Below are 15,844 nucleotides of genomic sequence, written 5' to 3' on the forward strand. Positions count from 1 at the left end.
TATTTTAAACTCCTCAAATGAAAATGATAACCATTACTATTATTGGGGTGAATATATGTCTTATCGTTTAAAACGGCACCAATTGGCGCATTGTATTGCACTCACTTTAGGCATCGGATCTTTGGCGACACCAATTGGGTTCGCTGCACCAGCAGTAACAGCAGATAAACTGATCGTCACGTCTTCAACAGGGCAAAGCCGCTTGGTACCGAGTGAACAGCAAGAAAAAGATAAACTCGAAAAAGTGGCAGGCGGAACAAATTTAGTGGTTATCGAAAAAGAGACTCGCCTTGCGACTTTACAAGATGCCCTTGATTACCAGCCAGGGCTGGTGATCCAGAATTTCTTTGGAGGGATTGACCAGCCGCGTTTGAATATTCGTGGCTCAGGAGTGCAAAGTGCACCGCTTGCCCGTGGTGTGTTGCTGCTCCAAGATGGTTTACCTGCAACGGATGCAGATGGCAGTTTTCATATCAGTACCTTAGAAATGCGTGATGCGCGGATGGTGAGCGTACGCCGCGGTGCAAATAGTCTGAACCCACAGAGCAATAGTTTGGGGGGAGAATTGGACGTGCTCTCTTACACGGGTAGAAACGAACAAGGCCGACTACGCTATGAGTACGGCTCTCATGGGCGCGAAGGGTTGCAAACGGCATTCGGTGGTGTTTCTGACGATGGGGTACTTGATGGGCGTGTTAATTTTACCTACGACCATTTTGATGGTTATCGAAAACATTCTTCTTCTCAACGCAAAACTTTACGCAGTAACTTTGGTTATGTGACCGATAACTTTGAAAACCGAACTTGGTTGAGCTGGACAGACTTGCGTTTTGACGTTGCAGGGCCCGTTTCCGAAGAGGTACTAAATAATAACCCAACGGATGTGTACCCGATGGTATGGTTGCGTGACCCACACCGTAATGTTGAGCAATTGCGAGTGGCTAACCGCTCTGACTGGCAAGTGGATAACCAAGCGATTGGCGCAGGAGTTTGGCACATTCGTACCCATGATAATTTTACCACCCCTGCGTACTATCGCTTTAGCCGCAGCCACAGTGAAGGGCTGCAATTTACCTATAATATTGAAACTGAACCCGTTACTTATCGCACGGCACTTGCTTGGGACCAAATGACCTTGCAGACCGAATTAATGCAAAACCGTAAAGGAACACCAGCAGACAAAACAAAAATAGGTAAATATGATGGCCGAGCTGAAAACCTCTACGGCAGTGTTGGGGTGGATTTACATATTACGCCAACCGTGACAGTTAATTTAGATGTCAAAGGTACGCATGCACGCCGTGATGTTGAAAAACGGCAAAGTCATTTGTCGTTAGACCAAAGTTGGACATTTTGGACACCAAAAGCGGGTGTTATTTGGCGCCCAACAGAAAGTCAGCGCTACTTTGCCAATATCAGTGCGAGTGAAGAACCAGCGACATTTTGGGAAATTATTAACTCCAGCAATGGAAAATTGACGAAACTTTCACCACAAAAAGCCATCACTTATGAAATTGGAGGGGAAGGGGATATCACGGATGCGTTGAAATGGAACTTAGCGCTGTATCGTAGCCAAATTAAAGATGAGTATATCACCACTTATGACAGTGCAGGGACTGTCGTGGGCGTGTTTAATTATGCCGCGAAAACTCGCCATCAAGGTTTAGAAGCAGGGCTTGCAGGACGCGTTGGCGCAGGGCCGGGAGATATTAATTACCGAGTTTCTTGGACTTATAACGATTTTCGCTTTATGGGCGGAGAATATAATGGCAACTATATCGCAGGTATTCCACGCAATATTGTCGCTGCTGAGGTGCTATATGAAATTGGGGATTGGAGTGTTGGACCGAATATTCATTGGGCGCCAACAGATATGGCTGTTGACCACCAAAACAACCTTGATATTCAAAAACGTAAACATTATGCCGTACTGGGACTTAAAGGCAGTTATAAGCCAACAGAGCAGTGGTCTGTGTATTTATCGATGGATAATTTAACGGATGAACATTATGCGACAACATCGGTTGCTAACCAAACCGTCACCGCAAAAGACAGTACCTTATTCCCCGGTATGGGGTTTAATGTGAATGGTGGCGTAACCTATAATTTCTAATAATAAATAACGCATTAATATTGGTTAATGCGTTATGCCTAAAATGGACGCTGTGCAGAAATAGATAATTGCGTTAAGTAGTTTTCATTATGGATATGCACAGTGTCTTTTTCGATATCAATAAATCCTTTTTGCCGCCAGCCAGAAACCAACCGGCTGAGTGTTTCGTAGCGTATGCCTAATTTAGCCGCGAGCTGGCCTCGTGATAAAGGCAAAATAATATTTGAAGTTAATTGCTTGTGTTTTAAATCAAGGATATAAGCGGCTAGTCGTTGCTCCGCAGAACTCGAGGTTAGCCAATCGATATGGTTAATGTTTTCATACAGTTTGCTACTAAAACGCATGAGTAATTTTTCCATAATCTGTGGGCAAGCATGGCAAAGCCGCAAAATATCGCGTTTATCGAGTAGCAAGGCTTCACCGTCGGTTTTCGCCCGTAAACTCATCGGATAGCGGTTGTGCGGCATAAAAACCGCGGCGATGGCAACGATTTCCCCTGTACAAAATAAACCGAAAATTTTTTCCTCGCCCAGATAAGTGTGGCGGTACACCTCGATTTGCCCGCTTATCATTAGGGGGCAATGTTTGAATGGCTCCCCTTCATGGTTCAGAATTTCACCACTTTTAAAGCGAATATAGCCACAATTTTCTAGCAGTAATGCCAGTTTTTCATCTTCCACTTCATTAAACAGCAAGCACGATTTAAGGGCATTGAGCGATTGTGTATGGGGGAAAACGTTTTTGACAAATGTCATAGGTCATCCACTTACGTCGTCTTAGAATGGCTTGAGTATAAATGATAATCATACACATTATCAATTGAGATATTAGCAGAGAGCTGAATAACCCTATGATAAATAATGCTTTTAGACTAGCCGCTGTTTTTCTAACTATTGGTGGGATGGCCAATGCAAGCGCATCACAAGCCGTTGATTTCACAGATATGTCAGGTGATGAAATTCATTTATCAGCCCCTGCAAAACGTATTGTCGTGATCCCAATTCCCGCTGCTTCGATGTTAGTTGGCATGGATGAAAGCAGTGAAAAATTAGTCGGAATGCACCCTTTTGCAAAGGTTGCCGCTCGGGACGGCATGCTAAGCCAAATGTTTTCACCTGTTTTACAGGTGAATTCAAATGTTGTGGGGAATAATTTTACGCCAAATATTGAAGCGTTACTTAATGTCGAGCCCGATCTGGTATGGCAATGGGGGCACCGAGGGGATGACATTATCTCACCAATGCGAGATGCGGGGCTGACTGTTGCTACGTTAGATTATGGGCAAGAGCGCTATACGCAAGAGTGGGTTCGCCTAATGGGGCAAACACTTGGCCACAATGATAAAGCACAAAAAATGATCCAGTGGCGCCAAGAGGTAGTGACCTCACTCTCCTCTACAGCCGCTAAAATTCCTGAATCTGAACAGCCTCGAGTTTTATATCTTTCACACTTTAATCAAAGCATTCAAACGTTTGGTTCAACATCGCACAACAATGCGGATTTTGCGCTAGCGGGTGGAGTAAGTTTAAACCGTGACCTCACAGGGCCAAGAACCCTCAATATTGAGCAAATCCTGGTTTGGGATCCTGACATTATTCTCTTGGGGAATTTCGAAGAGGGGTTATCGCCAGCTGACGTTTATCGTAACCCTATGTTAAGTGAAGTCACTGCAGTGAAAAACCAGCGCGTGTATAAGCTCCCCATTGGTGGTTTTATCTGGGATGCACCAAACCAAGAAACCCCACTGTACTGGCAATGGCTATCAATGATTTTTCACCCAGAAACGATGAAAATGCCATTGCGGGAAGAAATTCGCCTGCGATATCAGCAACTTTATGGCTATGACGTTTCGGATGAACAAATAGACGGCATATTGCAAATGGAGATGAACAAAAGTAGCCAACACTATCTTTCTTTAATGGGGAAACCGCATGCGTAGGCCCCAATATCTTTGGCTTGTTTTCGCTATTTGCCTATTGTTGACTTTTGTTTTGGCACTCAGCTGTGGCCGCTACCCAGTTTCGTTTTCCGCGGTTTGGCATATTCTCTATGACACTATTTTTGGTAACGAAATGGTGGGGAACTATAGTCGTACAGAACAAAATGTTGTGCTGAATGTACGTTTACCACGTGTTCTGATAGCCGGTACAGCAGGGGCGGGGTTAGCCGTTGCGGGGGCGGCTTTGCAGGGTATTTTTCGTAACCCATTAGTTGGGCCACAAATTATTGGTGTTTCATCAGGCGCCGCACTCGGCGGGGCTTTAGCCATTTTATTATTTTCCTCTTTAGTTATCACCATTTCATTCGCTTTCATCGGTGGGTTGTTGGCTATCGTACTGGTTTTTTTACTTGGTTTGAATCGCCAAGGCAGCCAGCTATTAATGTTGATCCTCGCTGGAGTCATTATTAATGCTTTTTTTGCTGCATTAATTTCGTTAATTACTTATTTTGCAGACCCAAACAACACGTTACAAACCATTGTTTTCTGGCTTATGGGCAGCTTTGCCAGTGCGTCTTACCTCAAACTCAATATTGTTTTTCCGGTTGTGCTGGTCTGTGTTTTGGTTATTTTTGCACTGCGTTTTCGTATCAATGTGCTGTCCCTTGGGGAAGAAAATGCACAAGCCTTAGGGATGAAAATCAATAGAACCCGTTGGGCGGTGTTACTCAGCGTTACTTTGATCACCAGTGCGACAGTAGCGGTATCCGGCACTATTGGCTGGGTAGGGCTAATTGTTCCCCATATTGCACGATTAATGGTAGGGCATGACCACCGAATATTACTGTCTGCCAGTGCCGTCATTGGTGGGATTTATATGGTGGCTGTTGACACTTTCGCACGCAGTATGACCAATGCAGAAATTCCATTGAGTGTGATCACCGCACTGATCGGCGCCCCCATTTTTGCGTTACTTATCCATACATTAAATAAAAAGGTGGCCGATTTATGATCCAAGTTGAACACCTTAATTTCAAAATTGCCCAACGCCAGTTATTTACCAACTTAAGTTTTCGGCAACCAAAAGGCAGTATTGGCGCAATCTTAGGGCCAAATGGCCGTGGTAAAACAACCTTATTAAAGCTCTTACTCGGCTTACAAAAAGGGGCAACGGGCAATATTTTATTGAATGCACCGGTCGCTTATGTTCCACAGCTTAGTGGTTCACTGTTTCATTATTCTGTTCGCACAATGGTGAGTCTCGGGCGTATTCGTCACCTGCCTTGGTATGCCTCACCTAATGAAAAAGATCACCAAATTGTAGATCAATGCCTAGCGTACTTAGGCATAAGCAAATTTGCGGACCAACCCTTTAACTGCCTCAGTGGCGGGGAAAAACAGATGGTCATGATTGCGAGAGCATTAGCCAGTGAACCAGAAATCCTGATCCTTGACGAACCGACTTCCGCATTGGATCTCGCCAACCAAGACAGTGTGCTCAGCGTATTACGTGACTTAGCCATACACCGCGGAATGACTATCTTGTTTACGAGTCATTATCCACAACATGCGCTGCATATCGCTGATTATTCACTGTTGTTATTTAACGGCAGCGGTTGTTTATTTGGTGAAACTGAACAAATTTTAACGGAAGAAAACCTGACACAGCTGTACCAATTACCTGTCGCAATTACGCCAATGGATTATCAAGGCCGGCAGACCCAAGGGGTCATTCCGCTATTTAGATAACTGAATGAAAACGATTGAATTAAGGAATATAAAACGATGAGCAATAACACAGTAAGCAGTAACACTATAACACCCGCAGAAGCGCTGATTATCAACCAGTTAATTAATTATACTGAACAGGGGATTGCTAGCCGTGTATTAGCGAAGAATGGCGGGGGAAATATCACCTTATTTGCTTTTGATAAAGGCCAAGCGCTATCTGAACACAGCGCCCCTTTTGACGCTATTGTAATGGTTGTTGAAGGGAGTTTACAACTCACCATCGAAGGAAAGCCTGTGATGGCTAAACCGGGGGAAATTGTCAGAATGCCCGCCAATATTCCTCATGCGGTAGATGCGCTAGAGCCCGCAAAAATGTTGTTAGTTATGTTACGTGAGCCTGAAACGGCTTGTACACACTAGCTTGGAGGTGCGAATGGACCAATCATTTACCGCCCATGAAGCTGGGCACAAATTTTTAGCGCGCTTGGGAAAAAAACGCCTACGCCCAGGGGGAAAAGAAGCCACCGAGTGGCTACTTAGCCAATCAGGGTTACACAAGAACAGCCAAGTTCTTGAAGTCGCGTGTAATATGGGAACCACAGCTATTGAAATAGCCTCCCAATTTCATTGCCATATTACGGGTATTGATATGGATAAGCAGGCGCTCGCTCAAGCACAAAAAAATGTGGCGAATAAAGGGTTAACAGATTTAGTGACAATCCAAATGGCGGATGCATCAAAATTACCATTTGAAGATAACAGCTTTGATGTGGTCATTAATGAAGCCATGCTGACCATGTATGGTGATAAAGCGAAAGCGAAGTTATTGCAGGAGTATTATCGAGTACTAAAACCGGGGGGCTGTCTATTAACCCACGATATTGCATTTAAGGATGCCCAAGCGGTACAAAATGTGGTTTCTCAAATGCAGCAGGCGATTAATGTCAAAGCGCAGCCATTACCTGAGACACAATGGGTGGAATTATTTCAACAAGCGGGTTTCCAGCAAGTGGTATCTCATACAGGGCCAATGACGTTGCTATCACCAAAAGGGCTGATTTACGATGAAGGTATATTCGGTGCATTAAAGATTGTCCGTAATGCATTGAAGAAAGAAAATCGTCCCCAATTTTTGCGTATGTTCCGTCATTTTCGGCAAAATCGTGGAAAATTGAATTATATCGCTGTCGTTAGCGTGAAGTAATTAATAGGAAGGCTTTGCGCAAGGATGCGTGACTAGTACTGAATAACCTTTCATTTTTTGTTGTTAATAATAATAATTCTTATATTTATCTTGATTCTTAGTTACTGTTGTTAATAATTATTTGATAAAATAATAAACAGTAATTTAATTATGCATTGTGATTTATTTTTTAGATTCAATAACAGCAATTCTAATAATGTAAAGGTTTAATTTAATGAAAATAAAGCATTTTTTTATTATCTCCCCTTGCGTTCTCCCTTTTATTTCTCCCTCTGTATTTGCCGTTGATAAAAAAGAAGAATCCATAACCGTATCCGCTACACGTGGCTATAAATCGGTTTCAGAAATGGCACAAACCACATGGGTGATTGATAATGCTGAAATTGAGCAGCAAGCTGAAGGTGGAAAAGAATTAAAAGATATTTTAGCGCAGCTTATTCCAGGAATGAGTGTCAGCGGCCAAGGGCGGACAAACTATGGCATGAATATGCGTGGCCGTTCAATGATTGTGATGGTTGATGGGGTACGCCTTAACTCTTCTCGTAGTGATAGCCGCCAATTAGACTCCATCGATCCTTTTAATATTAACCATATCGAAGTTATTTCAGGTGCTACGGCGATGTACGGTGGCGGTAGCAGCGGCGGCTTGATTAATATTGTGACGAAAAAAGGCCAAGAAGAAAAACAAGTTTCCCTTCAATTAGGTGGAAAAACAGGCTTTAACAATGGTAAAGATCACGATGAAAATATTGCTGCAGCAGTAAGTGGTGGTAACGAGAACGCTCACGGACGTGTTTCTGTTGCTTATCAACGCTATGGCGGTTGGTATGATGGTAAAGGTAATGCGATTAATATCGATAATACCCAAACAGGGTTACAATTTTCTGATCGCTTGGATGTGATGGCATCAGGTACTATCAAAATCGATGAAAAACAACAGGTTCAAGCTGTTTATCAGCATTATAAAAGTGAGTCTGATGGTAAACACGGCCTCTATTTAGGAAAAAATTTTTCCGCGGTTAAAGGGCAAGGTGATGCTTATAACAGCAGTAAATTAAGTTCTGACCGTTTGCCGGGAACTGAGCGTAATTTGCTCAACTTACAATATTCAAATGCAGATGTATTTGGGCAGGATTTTGTTGCACAGGTTTATTATCGTGATGAATCACAAAAGTTTTATCCCTTCCCAACCCTTACAGGCAAAGATGTTACAAGTATCAGCTCATCGGATCAAAAAACCAATTTTTATGGAACTAAGCTGACGTTCAATAGCCAACCTATCGATGAATTAACGTTAACTTATGGTGTGGATGCAGAGCATGAGCAATTTCGCGCGAACCAAATGTTTTTTGATTTAGATAAAGCGAAAGAATCCGGGGGAATGGACTTAACTAAAGCTTTCCAAATTGGCCGCTATCCAAGCTATACCACGACGAATATGGCGACATTTTTACAAAGTAGTTATGACATTACGCCAATGTTCACGTTAAGCGGTGGTGTGCGTTATCAGTACACAGAAAATAAAGTGGATGATTTTATTGGTTATGCACAGCAAGAAGCCATTGCTAACGGCAAAGGCAAATCAGCCGATGCAGTACCGGGTGGGAAAACGGATTACAACAACTTACTGTTTAACGCAGGGCTGCTGGTTAACCTAACCGAAGAGCAACAAACATGGTTTAATTTCTCTCAAGGTTTTGAAATTCCTGATATTGCTAAGTATTACGGAACTGGTGACTATGCGAAGACTCCAGATGCCAATGGCCACTATCATCTAAATAAAAGCGTTAACATTAATGATACCAAGGTAAAAGGAATCAAGGTTAACTCCTTTGAGTTAGGATGGCGCTACACAGGGGAAAACCTGCGCACGCAAGTTGCTACCTATTATTCATTATCTGATAGAAGCTACGGCATTAATAAAGATGACATGAGCATCTATATGAAAACCGATAAACGCCGTATCTATGGGGTAGAAGGTGCTGTGGATTACTTCTTTGCTGATTCAGATTGGAGTGTTGGAAGTAACTTCAATCTACAAAAATCAGAAACTAAAGTGGATGGTAGTTGGGAAAAATGGAGCGTTGATTTCGCGAGCCCATCAAAAGTGAATGCCTATATTGGTTGGGAGCCGAATGACTGGGCACTACGTTTACAAAGCCAGCAAACGTTCAATTTAACGGATGCGGCTGGTAAGAAACTTGATGGCTATAATACCGTTGATTTATTAGGAAGTTATATGTTGCCAGTGGGTAAAGTCAGTTTTGCAGTTGAAAACTTACTGGATAAAAATTACTCCACAATTTGGGGGCAACGAGCACAAAGCTTATATAGCCCTAAATACGGTGCTGCAAACCTGTACGATTATAAAGGCCGTGGTCGAACCTTTGCTCTGAATTACAGTGTGACGTTCTAGTTTATTTTCAAAACCTATTCGACTTGCTGCCAAACATAATATATTTGGCAGCAGTTTGAAGCCACTTTACAGTGGCTTTATTCATACCAACCTTTTTAAATTTAAGGTAAAAGATTTTCCATGAAATTATTTCTCACAGGATTATTGTGCTTACTAAGCTTTTGGGGGCAGGCAAAAACGCCAACGGTGATCACCGACTTACAAGGCCGTGAAGTCACAGTTAATCTTCCCGTTGAAAAGTTATTTCTGGTGGATAGCCGTGATATTTTGCCAGTAGATATTGCTGCGGGTAAAAGTGGGATATCTCGTATCACGGGTTGGAGTGATTCGCTTACACAATACGCACCAGATTTAAAACAAGCTTATTTCAGTGTGTTGCCTGAATTAGGCCAAATTCCAACGTTAAAGAAAACTCGTGAAGCCGGTCTCCAAGTTGAAAAACTGATCGAGTTAATGCCTGATGTGGTAATTATGCATAAGGCTAATTATGGTGCGATGCGTGATAGCCAAATTTTACCGCAACTTGAAGCCGCTGGTATCCAAGTCATTTTTATTGATTTTCGAATGGATATCGCGAAAAACACGCCAAAAAGTATTTTATTATTAGGTGAATTATTAGGAACACAAGAAAGAGCGGAACGATTTGCGAAGCTGTACCACGAAAAATTAGATGCGATTGAAAGCCAATTATCTCAGCCATTTCCAACTGTCTTGATTGAAGCGAATGCAGGGTTATTTAGCGATAATTGTTGTCAACTTTATGGTCGTTCAGGTTACGGTTCTTTAGCGGCCCTGGCAGGCGGAAATAATCTTGTTGCAGATAGCTTCCCTGCAAAAGGGGCTGAAAGTTCCATTGAGAATATTATTACATTAAACCCAGAATATTATTTACTGACAGGCGCCGATTGGCACAACTTTAATCGTCGCTCGCTCGCAGTAAGCTTAGGATATAATGCAAATAAAGCTAACGTGCAGAAGCAGTTATCAGTATTAATGGATAGACAAGGGATCTCATCATTAACGGCAGTTAAAGAAAAGCGCGTTATGGCGATTTACCATAATTTTTACAACAACCCGATGAATATATTTGCCATTGAAGCTATGGCTAAATTTATGCATCCAGAACGATTTAGCGCATTAAATCCAGAACAAAACTTAGTCGAATTTCAAAATCAATTTACAGAGATCCGAGAAACAGGGGTGTTTTGGGTGAGTTTATAGACAAAGTCACCCTTCGCCTTTTGAAGTATAAGTATCAAGATGGTAAATCATGTTTTTATTATCTTAGATACTTATTTTAAATTAAATTTTTAATCGGTTAGATATGATGTTTATGTCTTCTGAGTCATACTTCTTTTGTGTAAATGAACCAATTAAAGACCCTGCAGAGATGGAAGTAAAAGTAATATAGTTAAATATTTATGGCCACTTTTTATAAGTGGCTTTTCTATAAAAACAAATCTTATATTGATGCTCTAATTAAGTTGTCATTTGTAATTTATTGTTCTTATTGTTTGTTATTCTATTTTTAATTCAGTATAAATTTAATCATCAAAATTAGAATATATAATTTATATAAATAATATGCTAATAATAGCTAGCCACATAATTCTATATTTTAAATTTTCAATGGAGTTCAAAATGAGAAAGGTTATTATATCTAGCGTATTATTTGCAGTGTCTACAATTTCATTTAACTCAATGGCAGCAGACAAAAATACGGTTACACCTGAAAATATGACTTGCCAGCAATTTATTAATTTAGATCCTCAAAGTTGGGCACCTGTTGCGTTATGGGTAACAAACCAAGAAACGCAATTTAAAGGTGGGGATTATGTTGCGCTAACAGAGCAAAGTGTTGCTGAAGTCCCTCAGATTGTTGAGTTTTGTAAGAAAAAACCGGAAGGTACTCTGCAAGATTATTTAGCATCTAAGAAATAAAGCAAACTATTATGCCATGGAAGGCATAATAGGCATTACCAACGAGAAGGATAAGCTTTTATTCTATGGTCGATTAGAAACTAAATTTTTGAAACATTTAACCTGTCTATCTCTATATTTTTATTTATTTACAGCTAATTTATCAGCTAAGTAATCAATAAAAGCACGTGTCTTAGCCGGTAAAACAAGAGTATTTGGATAAAGTAATTGAATATTTTGTTTAGGTAAATGGTATTCAGGTAATACATGAACTAAGCGTTCATACCGCAAGTCGTCATCAACCATCCAAGCAGGGCATATTGCAATACCTAAAGAAGCTAACACCATATGGTGAATAACGGCGGCAGAATTAGACTCATATTGGTTTTTAATTAGAGGTAAGTAATATTTTTCATTTTTTGAGTTCTGTAAAAAATATTGCGGATCTTGCCAGTTTAATAGGGCATGGTTAATCCATGGAACATTTGCTAAATCAGTGAGTTGTTTTATTGGGTGTTTTTCTATAAATTCCGGGGTGGCGACTAAGTAAATTTCATATTCACCCAGTTTCTTCATTTTAAGAGATGAGTTCTTTAGGTTGCCTAATCGAATGGATAAATCGAGTTTTTCTGTGATCAGGTCGTCTAAGGATGAGTTAAATGAATATTGTAACCGTAGCTTAGGATAAAGACGGCAAAATTCAGGAAGTAGTGGCAAAATAAAACGTTGGCCAAACTCACTCGTTGATGAAAAACGCAGCAAACCGGCAATATTAGTGCCTAAATTTTGGCTTCTTTCAAAAGCTTCATCTATTTGACTTTGAATACGTTTAAAGTCGTCATAGAAATGTTTTCCCACTTCTGTTAATGCAATATTCCGCGTATTTCGTGTTAGCAAGCTTACATTGAGCTGAGCTTCTAATTGTTTGATATCCACACTAACCATAGAGCGGCTTAGTCCTAAAATATCTGCGGCTTTCGTGAATGAACCGGAGTCAACAACTTGTAGAAAGCTGATAATCTTTTTGAGATTTTTTTGCATAATGACAATTATTGTTCTTTTTTATTAAACAATCATGTTACCTCCCTTGTATCGACAAAGAAAGTACTTAAATCTATTCTTTGCCACCGGAGGAAGTCCATGACTTATCGATACAAAATCGCCACAGTATTTTTACTCGGTTTCTTTATTGATTGTATTAATATTTTTATGTCAGCGATAGCATTACCTGATATTGCATCGTCATTTTCAGCGAGCCAATCTCAAGTTGCTTGGGTTGCCAATGGTTATATTTTAGGTTTAGTTCTGGTGATGCCCATCAGTTTATGGCTAGCAGGCAGGCTAGGTAATCAAAAGCTACTTTGCTATTCCATGTTGCTCTTTTCTGTTGCAGCTTGGTTCAGTGGGAGCAGTGATTCAATTTATAGTTTAATTTTTTGGCGTTTTATCCAAGGAGCCGCGGGAGGGTTATTAATTCCTGTAGGTCAGGCACTCGTTTTTGCATTATTTCCAAATAATGATCGTCAGCGTATATCAACATTGATTATGACAGTCGCGTTAATTGCGCCTGCATTCTCACCTGCCATTGGTGGTTTAATTATTGATTCTTTATCTTGGCATTGGGTTTTTTATGCTAATTTACCTTTTTCATTGCTAACGGCCGTACTTGCCTGGGTTTGGATAAAAAATGATGGGAAAACAATAAGAGAAAAGCCAGATATTTTGGGGTTAATAATGGTAAGTTTAAGTTTATTAAGCTTATTATTATCATTCTCTTTTTATAATGACTATCACAATTTATTATTGGCTTTGGTGAGTTTTTCTACTTCTGTCCTTGTATTTATTGTTTATCTTAAATATGCAAAAAAATGTCGAGAACCTATTTTAAATTTTCAGTTATTGAAAAACGCCAATCTGCGTAACGCTTTTATTGTTTACTATGCTGTTCCCGGTATTTTTACAGGGGTTAATTTACTCAATATTTTTAATCTACAAGAGAACATGGGATTCAGTGCGGCACAAACAGGGTTATTCATGGTGCTATATGCATTGGGAGCGGTGATATCAATGCTAACTGGTGGGCGCCTTTATTTGCAGATAGGGAAAAAACAATTATTTATTATTGGTATTACATTACATAGCCTTGGTATTTTTCTGCTTTATTGGGTTTCATCTTCAAGTCAGCTCTATTTATTAATAATCGCTTATTTATTGATGGGGATGGGTGGTGGATTGAGCGCCAATACTGCACAAATTAGCTCGTTGATGGACTTCAAAGACAAAGATTTACTTCAAGGGAGCGTTTTGTGGAATATTAATCGGCAAGTCGCATTTAGTGTGGGTGCCGTCATATTTATTTCTATATTTAGCCTAACGACTTTTTCGAGTGATTTATTACGCTATCAATATACGTTTCTTATCGCATCAATACTCGGGTTACTTTCATTAATTTCAGTGATCAAGGAAAAATAAATGAGTGAAACAATGGAAAGAGCGCTGCAAAGCGTTGTGGACGTACATGTCTTAATTGAGAATGTTTTTATGGGGAGAAATGGTGATAAAAGTTTGGCTCCTCTATTAGCCAGTTTCGATGAGCACTTTAAAATGGTTACAACCCAGGGCCATTGTATTGGATTAAATGAAGTGACTCAGTTATTCAGTCAGAATGTAGGGGCTCGAACATTATTTACAACAGAGTGTATTAATCTGATGCCATTACGCGAAGACAATGGTTATTGCTGGGTTCAATATCAAGAAAAACAGCAAATAAACGGTATTGAGTCGTTAAGAATTTCTGCTGCATGTATCAGGGTCGAAGCAGAAAAGTGTGTCTGGGTTTATTTGCATGAAACTCCAGTAGTGTAAATGAGATAAAATGAGGGTGATAAAACAGAGTAATTACTGTTTTATCACCAACAGACAGCATAAGTTCATAGATGATATTTATTCTCATTTTCGTTGACCGTCGGTCGGTCGAGTATTATCATGCTACTATGATCGAAGATGAGGTATAAAAAATGAGACGACTTTTTTTGATCCTAGCTGTTTGCTTGGGCACTTTTATGGCAACGTTAGATATCAGTATTGTAAACGTTGCACTACCTGCTATTGGGCGTGATCTCGATGCGAATATGTCTATGCTACAATGGGTTATTGACGCCTATGCACTATGTTTGTCAGCATTGATCTTGTCTGTTGGCCCTATTAGCGACCGTTATGGGCGTAAAAAAATTTGGCTAACAGGAATTGTTATTTTCACTCTAGGGTCTGCAATTTGTGCATTTTCTACATCGCCACACGTGTTGATTGCGGGACGGGTAATTCAAGGGATCGCTGCCGCTGCTTTAATTCCAGGGGCACTTTCTATCATTACGCAAGCTTTCTCGAATGATATTGAACGTATAAGAATTATTGGCATCTGGTCAGCCGTGAGTGCACTTTCCTTAATTATCGGCCCTATCTTAGGGGGCTTTTTAGTCGATAGCTTCAATTGGACAACGATATTCTTAATCAATATCCCGATAGGATTGCTAACATTCCTGTTAGGCTGGCTAGGGATACAAGAAAGTTCAGATCCAGATAAAGCCGCACTGGATCCGATGGGGCAAGCTTTAAGTATCATTGCATTAGGTGGTTTAACCTTTGCTTTAATTGAGGCAGGAGAGCAAGGTTGGGGTAGCTATTTCACATTGAGTGGGTTAATCATTGCGACTATTGCATTCTTAGGGTTTATTTGGGTTGAACGCCACGTAGCTCGGCCATTACTACCTTTCTTTTTATTTAAAAAAAATCCATTTTTCTTTCAATATAATATGGCTTCTTTTGCGTTGGGTTTTGCAACTTACAGCAATGTATTTTTTATTGCGCTATTTTTACAAAAAGGCCAAGGCTGGGGGGCATTTGAAGCGGGGATCCGCATGGCACCTGAGTTTATTGCCATGGCTATTTTTTCATTCTCTTTCGGTAAACTCTCTCGCTATTTAAGCGTGCGAAATCTGATGATCTTTGGCTTTATTTTAATCGCGCTGGCTTCATTATTATTAACTCGTGTTAACGCTGAGACACCTTATATACCTATTGCGATAACATTATTTATTTTGGGTGCTGGAATGGGAATGTCTACCCCTGCAATTGGGGCACTTGTCATGGCGAGTGTTGATAAGGCCTATTCCGGCATTGCATCCGCTGTTATGAATGCATTGAGGCAAACAGGTATGACCCTCGGTATTGCTCTTTTGGGAACGTTGATGACACATCGCGCTGTAGAGCAGCTATTACAGGATGACAAGTTGGTTGGGATGTTATCGACACAGAAAATCAAACATTTGATTCAAACTTCTTCAGCAATGCCATCTGCCTTTATTGAGCAAGTCACACGGTCAGCTTTTGTTTCTGGTTTTAATGTAGCGATGTTAGGTGGAGCGGTAGCCATAATGATTACGTTATGCCTGATGGCAAGGTATAAATCAGTGAATTAATTGATATTGAGGTTACGGACATAAAAAAACACCTGCCGGAGCA

14 protein-coding genes are annotated in these 15,844 nt (G+C 40.5%); 12 read left to right on the forward strand and 2 right to left on the reverse strand.

The features are described 5' to 3' along the window. Positions 1-55 precede the first annotated feature (55 nt). Positions 56-2,113, forward strand: a complete 2,058-nt coding sequence (locus PR809_RS14190; RefSeq protein WP_102137861.1) for a TonB-dependent receptor family protein — start codon at positions 56-58, stop codon at positions 2,111-2,113. A gap of 38 nt (positions 2,114-2,151) precedes the next feature. Here the strand turns inward: PR809_RS14190 and PR809_RS14195 are convergent, their stop codons facing one another. After that, on the reverse strand, positions 2,152-2,868 hold the full coding sequence (locus tag PR809_RS14195; RefSeq protein WP_102137860.1) for a Crp/Fnr family transcriptional regulator: 717 nt from the start codon (positions 2,866-2,868) through the stop codon (positions 2,152-2,154). Positions 2,869-2,963: 95 nt separating this feature from the next. Here PR809_RS14195 and PR809_RS14200 point away from each other — a divergent pair, with 95 nt between their 5' ends. The 8 genes from PR809_RS14200 to PR809_RS14235 all read left to right on the forward strand — a co-directional run bounded on the left by PR809_RS14200 (position 2,964) and on the right by PR809_RS14235 (position 11,344). Next, entirely contained in the window at positions 2,964-4,052 is a 1,089-nt protein-coding gene (locus tag PR809_RS14200) for an ABC transporter substrate-binding protein (protein WP_166264383.1), read from the forward strand. Beyond that, positions 4,045-5,064 (forward strand): FecCD family ABC transporter permease, encoded by a 1,020-nt coding sequence (locus PR809_RS14205; RefSeq protein WP_206276099.1) that lies wholly within the window; start codon positions 4,045-4,047, stop codon positions 5,062-5,064. Before PR809_RS14200 ends, PR809_RS14205 begins: the two co-directional genes overlap by 8 nt. Continuing rightward, complete coding sequence (locus PR809_RS14210; RefSeq protein WP_102137857.1) at positions 5,061-5,801, forward strand: ABC transporter ATP-binding protein; 741 nt, start codon at positions 5,061-5,063, stop codon at positions 5,799-5,801. The genes PR809_RS14205 and PR809_RS14210 overlap by 4 nt, the downstream gene beginning before the upstream one ends. 36 nt (positions 5,802-5,837) lie before the next feature. Continuing rightward, on the forward strand, positions 5,838-6,203 hold the full coding sequence (locus PR809_RS14215) for a cupin domain-containing protein (RefSeq protein WP_102137856.1): 366 nt from the start codon (positions 5,838-5,840) through the stop codon (positions 6,201-6,203). A gap of 13 nt (positions 6,204-6,216) precedes the next feature. Then, complete coding sequence (locus tag PR809_RS14220; protein WP_102137855.1) at positions 6,217-6,987, forward strand: class I SAM-dependent methyltransferase; 771 nt, start codon at positions 6,217-6,219, stop codon at positions 6,985-6,987. Positions 6,988-7,201: 214 nt separating this feature from the next. Continuing rightward, positions 7,202-9,403: a TonB-dependent siderophore receptor gene (locus tag PR809_RS14225; RefSeq protein ID WP_166264391.1), complete on the forward strand. Its 2,202-nt coding sequence runs from the start codon at positions 7,202-7,204 to the stop codon at positions 9,401-9,403. 120 nt (positions 9,404-9,523) lie between these two features. After that, entirely contained in the window at positions 9,524-10,624 is a 1,101-nt protein-coding gene (locus PR809_RS14230) for an ABC transporter substrate-binding protein (RefSeq protein ID WP_166264393.1), read from the forward strand. Between the two features lie 420 nt (positions 10,625-11,044). After that, complete coding sequence (locus PR809_RS14235; protein WP_036958008.1) at positions 11,045-11,344, forward strand: HdeA/HdeB family chaperone; 300 nt, start codon at positions 11,045-11,047, stop codon at positions 11,342-11,344. A gap of 120 nt (positions 11,345-11,464) precedes the next feature. On the opposite strand, the gene PR809_RS14240 is transcribed toward PR809_RS14235, so the two are convergent. Then, on the reverse strand, positions 11,465-12,364 hold the full coding sequence (locus PR809_RS14240) for a LysR family transcriptional regulator (protein WP_206276100.1): 900 nt from the start codon (positions 12,362-12,364) through the stop codon (positions 11,465-11,467). Between the two features lie 99 nt (positions 12,365-12,463). Here PR809_RS14240 and PR809_RS14245 point away from each other — a divergent pair, with 99 nt between their 5' ends. The 3 genes from PR809_RS14245 (at position 12,464) to PR809_RS14255 (ending at position 15,801) form a co-directional block, all read left to right on the forward strand. Then, positions 12,464-13,795 carry an MFS transporter gene (locus PR809_RS14245; RefSeq protein WP_166264399.1) on the forward strand — a complete coding sequence of 444 codons (1,332 nt, stop codon included), beginning with the start codon at positions 12,464-12,466 and terminating at the stop codon, positions 13,793-13,795. After that, entirely contained in the window at positions 13,796-14,188 is a 393-nt protein-coding gene (locus tag PR809_RS14250; RefSeq protein ID WP_206276101.1) for a hypothetical protein, read from the forward strand. 152 nt (positions 14,189-14,340) lie between these two features. Continuing rightward, entirely contained in the window at positions 14,341-15,801 is a 1,461-nt protein-coding gene (locus PR809_RS14255) for an MFS transporter (RefSeq protein ID WP_206276102.1), read from the forward strand. The last annotated feature ends 43 nt before the right edge of the window (positions 15,802-15,844 follow it).

It is taken from the genome of Providencia sp. PROV201 (assembly GCF_028479545.1).
GTDB lineage: Bacteria > Pseudomonadota > Gammaproteobacteria > Enterobacterales > Enterobacteriaceae > Providencia > Providencia huaxiensis.